This window comes from Neokomagataea tanensis (assembly GCF_006542335.1).
Classification (GTDB): domain Bacteria; phylum Pseudomonadota; class Alphaproteobacteria; order Acetobacterales; family Acetobacteraceae; genus Gluconobacter; species Gluconobacter tanensis.
The window spans coordinates 1,885,077-1,900,000 of sequence record NZ_CP032485.1; the positions used below are offsets into that span (position 1 = coordinate 1,885,077).

At 48.0% G+C, this 14,924-nt stretch carries 11 protein-coding genes, 1 tRNA gene and 1 pseudogene (1 of these 13 only partly in view); 4 read left to right on the forward strand and 9 right to left on the reverse strand.

Annotated elements, in window-relative coordinates:
• Nucleotides 1-39 precede the first annotated feature (39 nt).
• On the forward strand, nt 40-3,000 hold the full coding sequence (locus D5366_RS08560) for a TonB-dependent receptor plug domain-containing protein (RefSeq protein ID WP_141493116.1): 2,961 nt from the start codon (nt 40-42) through the stop codon (nt 2,998-3,000).
• Between the two features lie 51 nt (nt 3,001-3,051).
• Here D5366_RS08560 and proB read toward each other — a convergent pair whose 3' ends face one another.
• The 4 genes and pseudogenes from proB to rplU all read right to left on the reverse strand — a co-directional run bounded on the left by proB (nt 3,052) and on the right by rplU (nt 5,899).
• On the reverse strand, nt 3,052-4,203 hold the full coding sequence (gene proB, locus D5366_RS08565) for a glutamate 5-kinase (protein WP_141493117.1): 1,152 nt from the start codon (nt 4,201-4,203) through the stop codon (nt 3,052-3,054).
• A pseudogene (gene obgE / locus D5366_RS08570) lies at nt 4,200-5,200 on the reverse strand (GTPase ObgE). The gene proB and the pseudogene obgE overlap by 4 nt, the downstream one beginning before the upstream one ends.
• An 80-nt stretch (nt 5,201-5,280) precedes the next feature.
• Nucleotides 5,281-5,547 carry a 50S ribosomal protein L27 gene (gene rpmA / locus D5366_RS08575; RefSeq protein WP_141493118.1) on the reverse strand — a complete coding sequence of 89 codons (267 nt, stop codon included), beginning with the start codon at nt 5,545-5,547 and terminating at the stop codon, nt 5,281-5,283.
• Between the two features lie 37 nt (nt 5,548-5,584).
• A complete protein-coding gene (gene rplU, locus D5366_RS08580) occupies nt 5,585-5,899 on the reverse strand; it encodes a 50S ribosomal protein L21 (RefSeq protein WP_141493119.1) in 315 nt (104 codons plus the stop codon).
• A 308-nt stretch (nt 5,900-6,207) separates the two neighbouring features.
• Here rplU and D5366_RS08585 point away from each other — a divergent pair.
• From D5366_RS08585 to D5366_RS08595, 3 genes are all read left to right on the forward strand, one after another.
• A tRNA-Ser gene (locus tag D5366_RS08585) sits at nt 6,208-6,297 on the forward strand.
• Between the two features lie 647 nt (nt 6,298-6,944).
• Nucleotides 6,945-8,579, forward strand: a complete 1,635-nt coding sequence (locus D5366_RS08590; protein ID WP_141493120.1) for an SGNH/GDSL hydrolase family protein — start codon at nt 6,945-6,947, stop codon at nt 8,577-8,579.
• A gap of 55 nt (nt 8,580-8,634) precedes the next feature.
• Nucleotides 8,635-9,339 carry a hypothetical protein gene (locus tag D5366_RS08595; protein ID WP_141493121.1) on the forward strand — a complete coding sequence of 235 codons (705 nt, stop codon included), beginning with the start codon at nt 8,635-8,637 and terminating at the stop codon, nt 9,337-9,339.
• A 48-nt stretch (nt 9,340-9,387) separates the two neighbouring features.
• On the opposite strand, the gene D5366_RS08600 is transcribed toward D5366_RS08595, so the two are convergent.
• The 5 genes from D5366_RS08600 to D5366_RS08620 form a co-directional block, all read right to left on the reverse strand.
• Nucleotides 9,388-10,905 carry a hypothetical protein gene (locus tag D5366_RS08600; protein WP_141493122.1) on the reverse strand — a complete coding sequence of 506 codons (1,518 nt, stop codon included), beginning with the start codon at nt 10,903-10,905 and terminating at the stop codon, nt 9,388-9,390.
• 1,056 nt (nt 10,906-11,961) lie between these two features.
• On the reverse strand, nt 11,962-12,300 hold the full coding sequence (locus D5366_RS08605; RefSeq protein WP_141493123.1) for a hypothetical protein: 339 nt from the start codon (nt 12,298-12,300) through the stop codon (nt 11,962-11,964).
• Nucleotides 12,301-12,337: 37 nt separating this feature from the next.
• Complete coding sequence (locus D5366_RS08610; RefSeq protein WP_141493124.1) at nt 12,338-13,198, reverse strand: SDR family oxidoreductase; 861 nt, start codon at nt 13,196-13,198, stop codon at nt 12,338-12,340.
• A gap of 162 nt (nt 13,199-13,360) precedes the next feature.
• Entirely contained in the window at nt 13,361-14,263 is a 903-nt protein-coding gene (gene bla, locus D5366_RS08615; protein ID WP_170211069.1) for a class A beta-lactamase, read from the reverse strand.
• Between the two features lie 68 nt (nt 14,264-14,331).
• Nucleotides 14,332-14,924, reverse strand: the 3' portion of a protein-coding gene (locus tag D5366_RS08620; protein WP_141493126.1) for an MBL fold metallo-hydrolase. 277 nt of this gene lie beyond the right edge of the window; only the last 593 of its 870 coding nucleotides appear in the window; its start codon lies beyond the right edge, outside the window — the gene reads right to left on this strand; it ends in the stop codon at nt 14,332-14,334.

Sequence of the window (14,924 nt, forward strand, 5' to 3'; positions counted from 1 at the left end):
TTTGGGCGGTGCCTCATATGGGGGCAGGGGGCTGACATTATGCGCAAATCATCAGTCTTATTGTTGGCAACAACGCTCTTGTGCACGCCTTCTTACTTGGTTGCGCGGGATGAACTAGAAAAGCCTGCTGTTAAAAAGAGCGCGGCCTCGACAGCAAGCAAAAAAACGGCTGTGGGAACAAGCATCAAAAAGCCTGCTCCAAGCGCGCAACAGCAGGCAGCGAACTTCAAACAACTGGACCGTCCGTCACGGGCGCCAGCATCTTCCGAACAGATTACTGTTACGGGCAGCCATATTGTCCGCAATGGCTTTAATTCACCCACACCCGTGACTGTTTTAGGTTCTGAGGATATTGCGGCTCAAGCGCCTGCAAATATTTCTACGCTGGTTAATCAGCTCCCATCGGTGACGCAGGGAAGTACCTCTGCGACGAGTTCGGGATTTTTGTCATCCGGGTTGGTTGGTATCAATTCGGTGAATTTACGCGGGCTTGGTGCTACACGAACATTGGTGCTTATTGACGGGCAAAGGTCGGTTCCGTCATCAATAACCGGTCTGGTGGACGTCAATACAATCCCGCAAAACCTTGTGCAGCGTGTAGAGGTTGTGACGGGTGGTGCGTCGGCACAATACGGGTCGGATGCTGTAGGGGGTGTAGTAAACTTCATCCTTAACAAGAAATTTTCTGGCGTGAAGTTGTCAGCAAATACTGGCTTCACGACGTATGCCGACAATCCGAATTATTTGCTTAATGCCACTGCCGGGAAAACATTTTTAAACGGCAAGCTCCACGTTCTTTTGGATGGGCAGTACTATCAGCAGTTTGGTGTTGATACGATTGATCGCTCCTGGAATGGTTCTGGATATTTCCAGATCAATAATCCCTATTACACTGCGACTAATGGCCAGCCACAACGCTTGGTTGGATCGGGCTTCGGTCCTTCAGGTTATACTTCCGGTGGTTTGATTTCATCAGGGCCACTGGCAGGAACGTATTTTGGTGCGCCCGGACAGGCGAGCAAGCTGAATTACGGTGTGCGCAATTCGACCTCAAGTCCCTACATGATAGGCGGTGATACGGCTGAAACCCTCAAAGGTCATGTTGGAACAAATTCCCTGACCCCCAGCGAGCAGCGCATCAGTGTGTTTAATCGTACTTCGTACGATATAACGGACAATATAGAAGTGTTCGGCCAGTTTTCTTGGAATAAATATGCAGGAAAGAGTTATTATCAACAGACACCGAGCACAGGTGTAACCATACGCTCGGATAACGCATATTTAAACAGCTACTACCCCACGGTCGCGAAGCAATTAGTGGCAGCAGGTCAAAATTCCTTTACGATGGGGACAAGTAACGCTGGTTTCCCTGTACCCGGTAGTGAAGTCCAGCGCGAGGTATTCCGGTATGTGACCGGGATGAATGGTAAGTTCAAAATCAAAGATAAGAATTGGCACTGGGACTGGTACTACCAGTATGGGCGGACGCAGGAACACGTAACGCTTATCAATACGTGGAATACGTCCCGTATGGCGTTGGCCCAAGACGCTGTGGTCTATAACGGTCAAATCGTGTGCCGTTCCAGCATCGCTAACCCCGGCAATGGATGTGTGCCAATCAATCGTTTGGGTACAACAGGTCCGTCAGCCGCAGCTCTAGCTTATATTTATGGTGGCCAACCGCAAAGAGATCAAACGTTGCAGCAGCACGTGGCAGCCTTTGATGTCGGTGGGGATGTGTTCCACTTGCCGGGCGGTAACGCGGCTATTGCGCTGGGCGGTGATTGGAGGCGGGAAGCCGTCAATGGCTATGTTGATCCCGCATACCAATCCGGCTGGCTTTACGGAAATTATAGGGTCAACAGAGGGTCTTATAACGTAAAAGAAGCTTACACAGAGATTGATCTTCCAGTCCTTAAAGGCGTGGATATCAATGCTGCGGGCCGCTACACGGATTATTCAACCTCTGGCAGTGTTGAGACGTGGAAGACTGGCGCAGTTTATGCTCCTGTAAGGGATATTAAATTCAGAGGCACGTTTAGCCACGATATCCGTGCACCGAACTTGAATGAGTTGTTTGCTACGGGTACATCGTTGAGCAACACAGTCGTTTTACCGTCTAATGCTCCGACGCCGGGCTCGCAGTCCTTTACGCAAATTCGTTCAGGAAACCAGAATCTTTCTCCTGAAACGTCAGACACGTGGACCGTGGGTACGGTGGTAAGCCCGCGTTTTCTACCGGGCTTCACGGCATCATTTGATTATTATGATATCAATATCAAAAATGCCATCGGGACGGTTACAGGCCAAAATGTGGTCGATTTCTGCTATTCGGGTGGGGCGTCATGGTGCAATAGTATCCATTATCAGAACGGCGTGCTGCAAAGCATTACCCTTCAGCCGTTCAATTTTGCCAGCCAGCATGAACGCGGTCTAGATATAGAGACTAGCTACAGGCTGCCTCTATCACGGTTATGGAGTAAAATTCCCGGTACGTTTAGTGTGCATGGCGAAATCACGCACTATATTTCAAATACAGTCGATAACAATGTTTATCCTATTAATTATGCAGGGGTAAATGGTGGTAGCTTATCGGGTGATTACAGCGCGCCTAAATGGAGTTACAGAATTAGTAGTTTCTATAACGTGAATGACTTTACATTTAATCTGGTCGCGCGTGGATTTAGTTCTGGCGTGTATGGGAATGATTATATTCAGTGCACGACAGATTGCCCAACCTCTACACCGCGTTACAGAACTATAAATGACAACCATATCAAAGGCGCAGTGTATTTCGATACGTCACTGGCTTATCGTCTAAACGCTTATGGGCATCCAACGCGTATCACGTTTGTTATGAATAATATGCTGAACACAAACCCTGTCTTGATTGGCAGCGGGCCAGATGGGAACAACGTGCCAGCTTACGCACAGACAAACACGTCGCTGTATGACTCCCTAGGGCGGGTATTCCGCGTGGCGGTCAGTGCGAATTTTTAAGTAGAGAGTGGCAGCTTCCTTTTTGCTGGGGAGGCTGCCTGCTTGCGCTAGTTACCAAGCTTTCAAGAGCGATAAATTATCCCGGTGTATCAATTCATCGGGGCCGCAATAGCCAAGTATATCGGGCATAAAGCATGTACGTTGGCCGACGAGGCGCTGTACTTCGTCAGAATTGTAGTTCGCTAGGCCTATGGCAATGTGTTCATCATCTTGGTTGCACACTGCAATTAGGTCCCCGCGTTTGAATTTGCCTGAAACGCGTGAAATTCCGGCTGAAAGAAGAGAGGCCCCCTTTGAAAGAGCCTGCTCTGCTCCAGCGTCAACAGTCAGGCTTCCTTTGGCAGAGAGGCCGCTGCCGATCCATCTTTTGCGTGCGGAGCCGGTATCTATTTCCGCGCAAAACCACGTGCACAACCCTCCTTCAATAAGACGCTTGATAGGGGAGGGGTGGTACCCAGACGCAATGATCATGTTTGTACCCGCACGGTTCGCAATTCGCGCTGCGAGTAGTTTTGTACGCATACCACCGGAAGAATAGCCGGGGGGTGGTTCACCGCCCAAGGCCATTACGTCGTCGGTGACGTGTTCAATGACTGGAAGAAAGCGCGCTTCCGGTTCTTTCCGCGGATCAGCAGTGTATAGACCGTCAATATCTGAAAGCAGGATAAGCGTATCGGAAGCCGTCATTTGCGCGACGCGTGCCGCTAGGCGGTCATTATCACCAAAACGAATTTCGCTTGTCGCGACGGCATCGTTCTCGTTAATGATCGGAACGCAGCCAAGCTGCAGGAGAGTCTCTAGAGTCGCACGGGCGTTAAGGTGACGTTCACGGTCTTCTGTGTCGTCTTGCGTTAGAAGCAATTGGCCTGCAGTTAGGCCATACAGAGAAAGAGCGTTTTGCCAGCCTTGAGCAAGTCCGATCTGCCCAATGCTTGCTAGGGCTTGTTTCTCTTCGAGCCGCAACTTCGCATTGGTTTTGCCGAGTTGGTGTCGGGCCAAGGCAATGGCGCCAGACGAAACCACGATAACGTCCCGGCCGGCTTTCTTTAATTGAGCAATGTCTGCACAGAGGCCTGCAAGCCATTCTGTCCGTAAGGTAGCGCGTTCAGGGTCAACTAAAAGGGCGCTACCGATTTTAATAACGATGCGGCGCGCATCGCTAAGTGAAGGAGCTGTGCCTCCTTCACCGTGGACAAGGGTCATTTTGTTCTCGCTTGGTTGACGCGATCCTGCAGGGTTCTGAGCAGCTCTGGCAAACCTTCATGAGTGACGCCAGAAAGCGTCATAACGGGGCAGCCTGAAGCCTTCTCAAGAGCGCGACGCTTAGCAGATTTTTGTGTCGCTGTCAGTGAGTCGCACTTATTGAGGACAATGATCTCTGGCTTTTGAGCCAAGACGGGATCATAGGCTTCCAATTCGTGGCGGATAAGGCGCCAGTGACGGACTACTTGGCTTTCCGTACCATCAATCAGGTGCACAAGGCTTGCGCAGCGTTCAACATGCCCTAAAAAGCGGTCCCCAAGGCCAGCGCCGCTGCTTGCACCTTCGATGAGGCCAGGAATGTCGGCGATGACGAATTCTTCAGTTGCGTTTAGGCGTACAACACCAAGCTGTGGGTGCAGCGTTGTGAAAGGGTAGTCGGCGATCTTCGGGCGCGCGCGAGATGCCACGGAGAGCAGGGTTGATTTGCCCGCGTTTGGCAAGCCAACAAGACCGATATCCGCAATAAGCTTCAGACGAAGCCAGACCCAGCGTTCCTCGCCCGGCCAGCCTTTGTCGGCGCGGCGTGGCGCGCGGTTAGTGCTGCTTTTAAAGTTTGCGTTACCCAAGCCGCCATCACCGCCGCGGCAAAGCAGGATTTCTTTGCCAGCTTCGTCTAAGTCGGCCAGTAGGGTCTCGCGGTCTTCGGCGAAAATTTGGGTCCCAACAGGTACATCAATCAGTACGTCATCTGCTGCAGCTCCAGTTCGGTCGGAGCCAGCACCATTTCCGCCTTTGCGTGCGCGAAAATGCTGTGTGTAGCGGAAGTCGATCAGTGTGTTGAGGCTTGGGACTGCACGGAAAATAACGTCACCGCCGCGTCCGCCATTGCCCCGTCTGGGCCGCCGTACTCAATGTATTTCTCACGCCGGAACGCGACAACGCCATCGCCACCATCGCCGGAACGAACATAGATTTTGGCTTGATCAAGGAATTTCATTATCTGTTCCGTAACGTAAGAAAAAGGGCCAGCCCCATGAGGGCCGGCCCTTTATACTACGACAAAGTCTGCCGGCTGAATTATTCAGCAGCTTCTGGCAGTGCCACAGAAACGTGGACACGGCCTTCTGCACGACGCTGGAAGCGGACTTGGCCGTCTACCAGTGCGAAAAGCGTGTGGTCACGGCCGACGCCGACATTGGCGCCTGGCTTCATCTTTGTGCCACGTTGGCGTACGATGATGTTACCAGCGATTACGCTTTCGCCACCGAACTTCTTCACACCGAGGCGACGACCGGCGCTATCGCGTCCGTTGCGGCTTGAACCGCCTGCCTTTTTTTGTGCCATTGCTGTCTCTCCTAACTAGCTCGAAAGCGGTCTATGCTCAGGCCGCGTTGATCGCTTCAATGCGCAGAACCGTCACGTGCTGGCGGTGGCCGTTCTTGCGGCGGCTGTTCTGACGACGACGCTTCTTGAAGATGATGACCTTCTCCAAGCGGTCTTGAGCAACAACTGTTGCTGTGACGCTTGCGCCTTCAACGACTGGTGCACCAACGGTCAGGCCGCTTTCGCCGCCAACCATCAGAACGTCTGTCAGGGTCACTGTGCTGCCGGCTTCGGCGTCCAGCTTTTCAACCTTTACGATGCTCTGAGGAGCGACGCGATACTGCTTTCCGCCTGTGCGGATGACTGCAAACATGTCAGAAACTCTCATTGTTCCGGACTGTGGCTTCCCGTGGCTCATAAGGGGTATTCCCCCGCAGAGACACTCAGTTTAGAAAAGCCCAGCCGCTTTTTCTCCATTGGCCTCTATGAGTCCCAAAACCACTGGTGGCGCTGGAATCTATAAAGACAGCGGATGGCTATAGAGAAGTGACGTACAGGTCAACGAAAAAACGTGGGATCATCGTTTTTTTTGTTGTGATTAATTCTGTTTCCTCTTGCTAAGAGCGTGAAATACCGCCATAAGCCAGCCATCGATCAGAGCCGATAAGCTCGGCTTGCCTAGGAGAGGTGCCAGAGTGGTCGATTGGGGCGGTCTCGAAAACCGTTGTGCTTTCACGAGTACCGTGGGTTCGAATCCCACCCTCTCCGCCAGATAATTTCTAAAGTGCAATACTAGTCATAATGCCCGTTTTGAAAGGGCTCTTGGTTGTGCTGCCTGCCCCGTGAGGGTTACTCTGAGGAAAATCAGCGCTTAAGTGTGATCGGCTGAGAGGTGGCTGTGCGTTCTCGCCCTAATTCCAGCTTGAGCCTGGGGAAGAGATATTTTCCTGTATTTTGAGCTAATATTTTCGCGGCAGTTTAGTGGGGTTTTGCCCTTAAATTTGGTGCTTTTTGAGGCGAGAAATGTCGGTGAGATCTTTTATTTAAAGCTGTGCCTTCGTACCTGGTGTGAAAAATAATTTAATTTATATCTTGCTTTGGGCGCAATCTTCTATAAATAGAAGGTATTGTGCCATCTTTATAAGCGCAATAATTCCCAAAATATATTTCTTTTTATCCGTTAATAATGGAATCAAGCATTGATAGCTGACGAAAATAGTTGTGGTAATCAGAACGCTTTTATAGATTTTCTAAATAAATCATTTTCGATATACAAAAACTCCAAAATTCCTACTGAATATGATTCTGAAAATAATTTAGAAAAAATAATTTACGACTATACAAACAATTTTAATAATACACTATCACTTGATTGTAATTCGAATGAACTAGTCTTTTCTGATAAGAGTGGTTTCTCAATGAAAATACAAAATACTCTGTCAAATTCGCAGGCCACATATGTCGAAAAACGTGCGCCTACAATTCATGATGATGGGTCGATGCTCTACAGTGCGGGAGATGTTTGGCAGGTAGATGGGGAGGCCCATACCTGCCTTTATCCAAACGCTGATCATGCCACATGGCAGGCTGATCTTGGTTTGCCGCAGCGCCCGGGTGACCAGTTCATTTCATCCCTTGCAGCGGCTTATGGAACGACCCGTCAGGTTTCGAGCTACACGGGGCCATTATTGGATGTTATTGCGGCCCGAAGCTCTGGTTCTTTGGCCATACCTATCGGGCAAGACGGTGAGGGCTACTTGTCGCGCTCCGAGCTTACGGCGGCTCAAGCTGGCGTGCCTGCTGGAACGCCGCTTTATGTTGCAAAAATTTATGATCAGAGCGGTAATGGCCAGCACATGACCGCCCCGGGTTATGATGGTACGGCTGCGAGCATTGCCGTGTGGAACCTGCCGCGTGTGGGGCAAAGGCGGCATGGGAAAGTGGATCTTGTGTCATGGGCGCCTGAGCCAGCGGCTCCGCAGCCACTGAATCTACCGGCGACGTTAGCGCTCTCGGCGAGTTCTGCGTCGGTTCTGCTTTATGGTGCTGTCTCGTCCTGCAATTGCCCGCTTTACACGGTCTATTCGCTTCTGGGCTTAGGGTCTGCTGCTGGGCAGGCTGTGACACTGACTGTAGGCGGTGGGGCGCAGACCGGGAGGCTTACCTTTTCGGATTATAATGCAGGAACAGTACTGGCGGGCTCTAGTCGGACTTTAAACGTCCACCAAGGTCTGATTGGGATGGCATTGGGCGGGAATGACAGCCTGACGCTACACGTTCCGACCATTTATACTGCCAGTCAGAAGCTCGCTATGGGCTCCGGCTTTAGCGCGCGTCAGTTCACAGGTGGTGTTTTAGGAGGCGCTCCCGCCGGGGGTGGAAATTCATCAGCCCTCCAGTTCAGTGGGCTGATCCTATTGAAAAGTGCCGTATCGGATGCGGACGTAAAAGCGGCTTATACGGATGCTTGCCGCTTGTACGACTGGACACCACAGATACGGAACCGTCTGGATTGTTTCGGGTCGTCGACCACGCAGGGCTATTTAAACAAAGATGGCTGGTGCTGGCCGCAGATGTTGGGCGATTATTTGGAGAAGCCCTTTGAGGTTCGATCCGTTTCAGTTGCGGGTTCCAAAGCCTCTGATTTTCTGAACCTTACTTTGGCCAATATACTGGCGGACGCAGCAGATAGCGCGCAATTGCGGCGGCGTCATGCCATTACCTGGTACGGCAATAATGACGTGAATGGCGGGCAGTCGATTGCCACGATTGTGGCGAATAATGCTCTGATTCACCAAAAGCTGCGGGCGGCCGGTTACGAAAAGCTGTTTATTTTGGGGCAGTATAATGCAGCCCTGAATGCAGCCATTCGGCAGGCTGTGGCAGACGGAACGATTGATGCTGACGCGTTCATCGACCCTTGGTCTGCCGCACCGATGAGCAATCATGGTGACAGGGCGCTTTACCATGATGGGACACATCCTACCGAGGCCGCTGACCGCCTTGCGGCGTCATTTATTGCGCGCGCGATCAACGCGCAGCTGGGGAATTGATATGGTTAGACTGGTTTCCGGGAATGTAGACCTCAGCGCCAGCCCTTGTGGATGGATGGCTCCAACAAGCAAGCAGCCTCAGTTTGCGACGTTTTATAACACTAAATTCGCGGGTTCTAACTTGGCAAGTGGCGGACTGCGAGCGCAGGTGGTTGGAGCCCCTGTTTTGACGGCGGGTATTGAGGGCAAGGAATTACCCTATTTAACGACTACCGGTGGTACACATTATTTGATGACCTCCGTGCCAGAAACGCCATCGGGAACAATTATCACGGTAGCTAGAATGATGGTGCCCCCCACAGGGAATGTGAATGACGGTGTTGTCGTGGGCAATTACGATGCAGGAAATACCATGCTTCTGTATACTGCAGCGACCGCGCCGGAGGGGGCGGTGCGGGGACGAATGCCCCAACTTTCCCCCGCAGGTTTTAATGCCGTTCCGCCGCTCAAAAGTCAGATGCGTGATTGGCTCTTATGTGCTCTGAGGTGGAGTTGCACGGAAAATGTGTCGAGCGGAACTGTCCAATGTATCACTTTGAACGCAAAATCATCTCAGACCGGAGCTGGGTTAAATGCGAAGTTGGGTACTAGTTATCTTTCTATTGGTTCCCAATCTTATTCCGTTAATACAAAAAATCAATCGGGTGTAATTGATCATGCTTTTACGGGAATATGGGATTACCAATTAAATGAAGATGAAATGGGAGACGTCGTAGGTATAATTAAAAATTGGGGTCTTAAATACGGACAAAAGATTTAAAGAAGATTTTTATTGCCGCTGGCCTGCTAAGGCCAGCGGTGGATAAGACTAACGAATAAATCGTGACAAGAATCCGCTCTTTTTTTCTTTATTTTCGTTGCTGTGTTTTTGAATTTTATTGTTGTGGTTATCAGCTTTTTCCGAAGCGAAGGAAGTTATGGCGGCTTCTTGATCGATGCAGGGATGTAATGAAAAGCTTTCCCATGTTAACTCAAATTGCGAGTGGAATATCATTCCGCCGCCGGGAGAAGACATGGCATAGCCATGAGGGGTTTTAATTCTGTAAATATTGTTCACAAGGTGATTAACGTGACTCTCATCTGTCGATTGTTCTTTATCTGCTAAGGATAGCGTTAGTAGGTCATTTCGATCAGAAAAATTGGTAAGCAGTATTTTTCCGTTATTAAAGTAGAGGTAGAAAATTTGTCCGTCCCAATAAGTAACAAGTGCAATGATATCGCCTATTTTTTTTGCATAGACTTTTGAACAAAAATCTCTCGATCCAAAAAAATAGTTATTTCCTGTTATGATTTCATCGATGAAGGAATACTCTATTCGAGCACCGTGAAAATCCATGATGCTAAAAAGATCTTTTTTGTATTCAGTAGAAACGGGTAGAATTTTGCTCTCTGCGACTGAGGATATCCAATGGTTCCGGAAAAATAATTCTACGACTGTAGAGGTGGATGATAAATTTTTTCTGATTAATCTATCCATTAGGATAGAAAAAATATACTGTCGTGAAATAATATCCTTGTATCCAGATTTTTTTTTCTGAATAAATTTCTTTAGCATTAAGAAGCAATAATAGGGGTGTCTTTCATTCCCAACTTCGAAAGATTTTATTATCCGGTTTTTATGGTTACGTCTTACTTTAGTAATAACGCTGCACGTGACTTCCATCTCGTCATGGGACATGGAATGGACAATATTTTTAAGGTTTTCTGAGCCATACAATTGGTCCAGAACTATATGTCCACAATGTGGAAATAAAACTTCATGGAAAGAGAATAAACTTTTCAATTTAATGACATTATATTTATCTAAATTGCTATAAGGGTCGTAACATATAATTACGTTACCGTTTGCATCATCGGCTTCGATGCATTGTCCTTTTTTAGTGTCGTCGTAAACTCTGTGAAATATGTCGATCATATTTCCGCTGAGCAGATGGTCTTTGATCGCGGGATCTTGAGCTTCGATTAGGTTTGGATCGATGGTCCATTTAGGGGCAAGGGCGAGTATCCGGTGTATATTTAGGAACTTTGAATATTTTATCGCTGGATAAGCCCCCATAGAAGGGCCTATAGCTATAATTTTTTCGTATTTACTAGATAATTCTTTTATTTTTGAGATGAAATGATCCATTTCATCATTGATGAACCAATTATCTATTTTTGTCGTAAGGCCGATCGCAGAGATGTTGTGTTTTTTAAAAACGCTTTCACCGAAAAAAGTAGTTTGAGCTAGGTGAACTTGATCTCTAGCGGTGAAGGTTAGGACGCAGTATGAGGTTTCGCCTTCGTGATGATGAAGAACCAGCTCCCGACCTTCCAGAACGATCATGAATATAATCCTAAAAAGAGTTATCTAAATTCTTTTTAAAGATAAATATGGACATTGCACAAGTTTAATCTGGTAACAGAGAAGTAGTTTTGTAAAGCAATTTATCAATATATTTTTCGGATTTTGGCGTGTATTTATCTGTTATATTTTCGTTATTTAAAATAAATATCGAGATTACTTCGGATTTATGATGCGATAAATTTTATTTGAGGTGTTAATATTATTAATTTTAAATTAAATAATATGAAGTTTGTTTAGAAAATATTTATGTAAAGCAATAATTTGAAATTTTTTGTTTGAAATTTAGTTATGAAGAAAACTTATGGGTGTGAATTTTTTATTTTTATTTAATCAATTGGAGTATGGTTTTGGGAAAATGTTGCAGAAATTATGAATTATTAATCAGGTGTGCTATAAATTTGTAACAAAAAACAATGTGCTAGGTTTGCTGCTGAACGAGAAAGGAAGTTTGAGCAACGGCAGGTATATGTGGCTTTGTTACTGTTTTCTTAGCGTGTCGTTATGTGGTGAGGATGTCGCGCTCTTAGCCTGTGTTGACAGCCCGCTAAGAACTGATGGGATATTTGCTTTAACATCGTAAGTCTCTTGCTGGAGGAAGTAATGCTCCTCTGCTCATAGGGTTTATTGTTTTAGTGGGGGCTGGGGCAAGTACAGAGCTTAACGTAGAGTGTCTTTTAAAGGCGGATGCCATGTTTGGGGCTGAGTAGGCATTACTTCAAGATCTAAAAGGTTCTGACGGATTGCTACGTATTTGTTCGGCATGTCTTTTGAACCAGTGAGTCGGTTTTGTTTGTTCAAACTTTGATTTCTGGCCGAAGACTTCTTATTGAAGGTGGGCTGAAATTTCTCTTGCTTGGTTTTAGCCTTCTCGGCTTCCATGGGGGAAATTGAGATTAATTTTCTCTTTTGCTAGGCATTTGCGCAGCAATCGGCTGACTGAATAGCCGTATAAAAATTCAAACGTGAAACGGGACAATATGAAGAAAGACTGGATGCGCCAAGTTGCATGTGCATCCAGTCAGGCATTGGCGGGGATTATTTAGGTGCTGCTGATTGTTGGGGTGGGTTCGTTAATTTGACGGGAGGGGAGGGCGGTTGAGGATCTGGCTGATCGCTTTCGACCGTGCTCCATGATTTAAGGGGTTTTTTGGTTTTTGTGCTTTTAGATTTTTTTACTGCTACCTTTTTGGTGGTGTTGGCAGATTTTGTATTGCTGCTTGTTGTGGATGTTTGTGCGCTAGCCGCATCAGTACCAGCTAAAATCAGTACAGATGAAAGGCAGAGTGCGGAAAAAAAACGAGGAAACGTCATGTGTTTTCTCCTTAAGGTTTTGAGGCCTAAGTTAATGGCAGCGAGATAGTGCTTACTGGCCATTATATACGATTGTAGACCTTAAGAACCTTGTTGTAGATCAAATAACAGGGGTGCCGCCTGTTACGGCGATGTTGGCGCCAGAAATATAGCTTGCTTCGTCGCTCGCGAGCATGACGTAAGGCGCGATCAGTTCTACCGGTTGGCCGGGCCGACCAAAAGGTGTGTCAGCGCCAAACTGTTCGACATGATCTTGGTGCATGGTCGCCGGGATTAGTGGCGTCCAGATTGGGCCTGGCGCGACTGTGTTTGAGCGAATTCCTTTTTCGCTTAGGAGCTGGGCCAAACCACCGCTGAAATTTTGGATAGCAGCTTTTGTGGCAGAATAGGCAAGCAGCCTTGGCTTTGGGGTATCGGCATTCACCGAAATGGTGTGGATAAGCGAGCCGCCCCGAGGCATGTGCTTCACCGCGTTGCGGGTTAGGCGGAAACTGGCACCGATGTTGGTGCTGAAGGTATCGTCCCATTCGTCGTCTGAGATATCTTCGAGTGCCAGTCGTTCGACTTGGAATGCCGCATTGTTCACAAGTATATCGATGCGCCCGAATTCTGATACGGTTTTTTCGATAATGTTTTTGCAAACGGTGCGATCTTTTAGGTCTCCGGGGAGTAGTATGGCGCGCTTGCCTGCCTTTCCGACCCAGTGAGCCGTCTCAAGGGCTTCGTTTTCCTCTTCCAAATAAGATATCGCGACATCGGCGCCTTCGCGGGCAAAGCCAATGGCAACTGCGCGGCCGATACCTGAGTCTCCTCCGGTGATGAGAGCCACCTTATTATTGAGGCGACCGGAGCCGTGGTAGCTACGTTCCCCGTGGTCAGGGAGGGGGGACATTTGATCTGTCCGACCTGGGATACTATCTTGCTGCTTTGTCTGGAAAGGTGGAAATGGGAAATCGTTCATGACGCTGGCCCTTCTACTTTCTTACGAAACGTATTTTCGGAATGAAAGTTTGGCTGCGCGTTTAATGAAAAACGCTTTCGATAAGTGTTAGTCGAAAGCGTTTCTACAAAGCCTCTAAAAGAGGAAAGGTACTAATTTTTTAAATACATAATACAGATTATTTCATATAATATTTTGCCAGTTGATTGAAATTTCGCCAACTTTTTTCAAAATATCCTCGTCTGACTGTCGTATATTTTCAGAAAATTCTGGATTTTCAAAATAGGCACTAACAATGAGTGGGCTTTTATTGTCAGGAGGGACGAGGAGGGCGAGGTCGTTTGTTTTGTTCCCGATATTCGGTCTCATGCCGGAACCAGTTTTATCGTAGCCTGTCCAGCCTTGCGGCAGGCTTGCGCGTATTCTCTTCAGCCCGCTCGTTGTTGAGTTCATCCACGTGAGAAGGTGCGATCGGCTCTCTGGTTTTAGCACATTGCCAAGAACTATTTTTTGGACGGTGGCGGCCATGGCTTTGGGCGTCGTACTGTTTAAGACCGTGCCCGGTGGAATAACATTGATGGTGGGTTCATAGCCGTCTAACCTACTGGTGTTGTCGCCAATATCACGCCAAAAGCGTGTGACAGCTTCAGGGCCACCAAGTTTGCTCAGCAAGATGTTTGCTGCGGCATTATCGCTTGTTGTTTGAATGGCTTCAGCAAGGCTAAAGATTGATAAGCGCCCTTTGTCGAGATTTTTTTCGACAATTGGTGAGTAAGCGACAATATCCTTCCTTTCTATAGGTAAGGTTTCCTGCAAATTTAAACGTCCGGCGTCGCTTTCACGAAGTGTCAAGGCCGCTAAGGAGAGCTTGAATGTAGAGCAGTGACAGAAACGCTCTTCCATGCGCCAGCCAAATTGACGGCCGCTACGGGTATCTAGCGCACACACCCCTAGTTTGCCGCCAGAGTTGTGTTCGAGTTGGTGTAGCTGTTCTGTAAAAGTCGAGGGCAAGGGCTCCGATAGAGCTGAGGTGGGTAGTAAAGCGCTTGCTAAAGCAGGGAAGATGAAATTACGTCTGTTAATCACAAATAATCTTCCCTGTTTTGTTGGAATCTTCGGAGTATTTTTACTGATCTCCGTAGATATTCACTCTATCACTCCTGTAAGTCATGATAATGTAAAGCAAATTTGTTATTATTGTGGCTTATTTTTCCAAGTGTTGGCGTGTTGAAATGCATGCCACTTACAAGAAGATTTTCGGAGCTTGCTTTTTCGAGGATTGTTTTGCGTGTCCGGGCGGCTTCAGTAGGATCGATATCGAACGCGATAGTGACCTCTGGGCGGGGAATTTGGATGTGTGGGAAGTGAACGATATCCCCCCAGATTAGTAGCGCCTCATTGCTGTCAGCAATTAAATATCCTGTATGCCCAATTGTGTGGCCGGGCAGCGGAATTGCCGTAATGCCGGTCAATATATCGGAGTGTGTGAAGGGAACGAGTTGCTCCTTGTAAGCGGAAAAGACATTTTGAGCTGCATCGAAAAATGGCCGAACGCCGTCCGGTGCCCCAGCTTTTATCGTGTCGTTTTGCCAAAAAGCGAGCTCATCTTGATGAATGAAAAATTGTTGTACGTTGGGCAGCGTGGGCGTGGCTGCGGCACCGGCTAAACCGCCAATATGGTCGGGGTGCGCGTGTGTTAGCAAAATGGTGTCGATTTCAGAGGGAGCAATCCCGCTGGCAGTTAGCG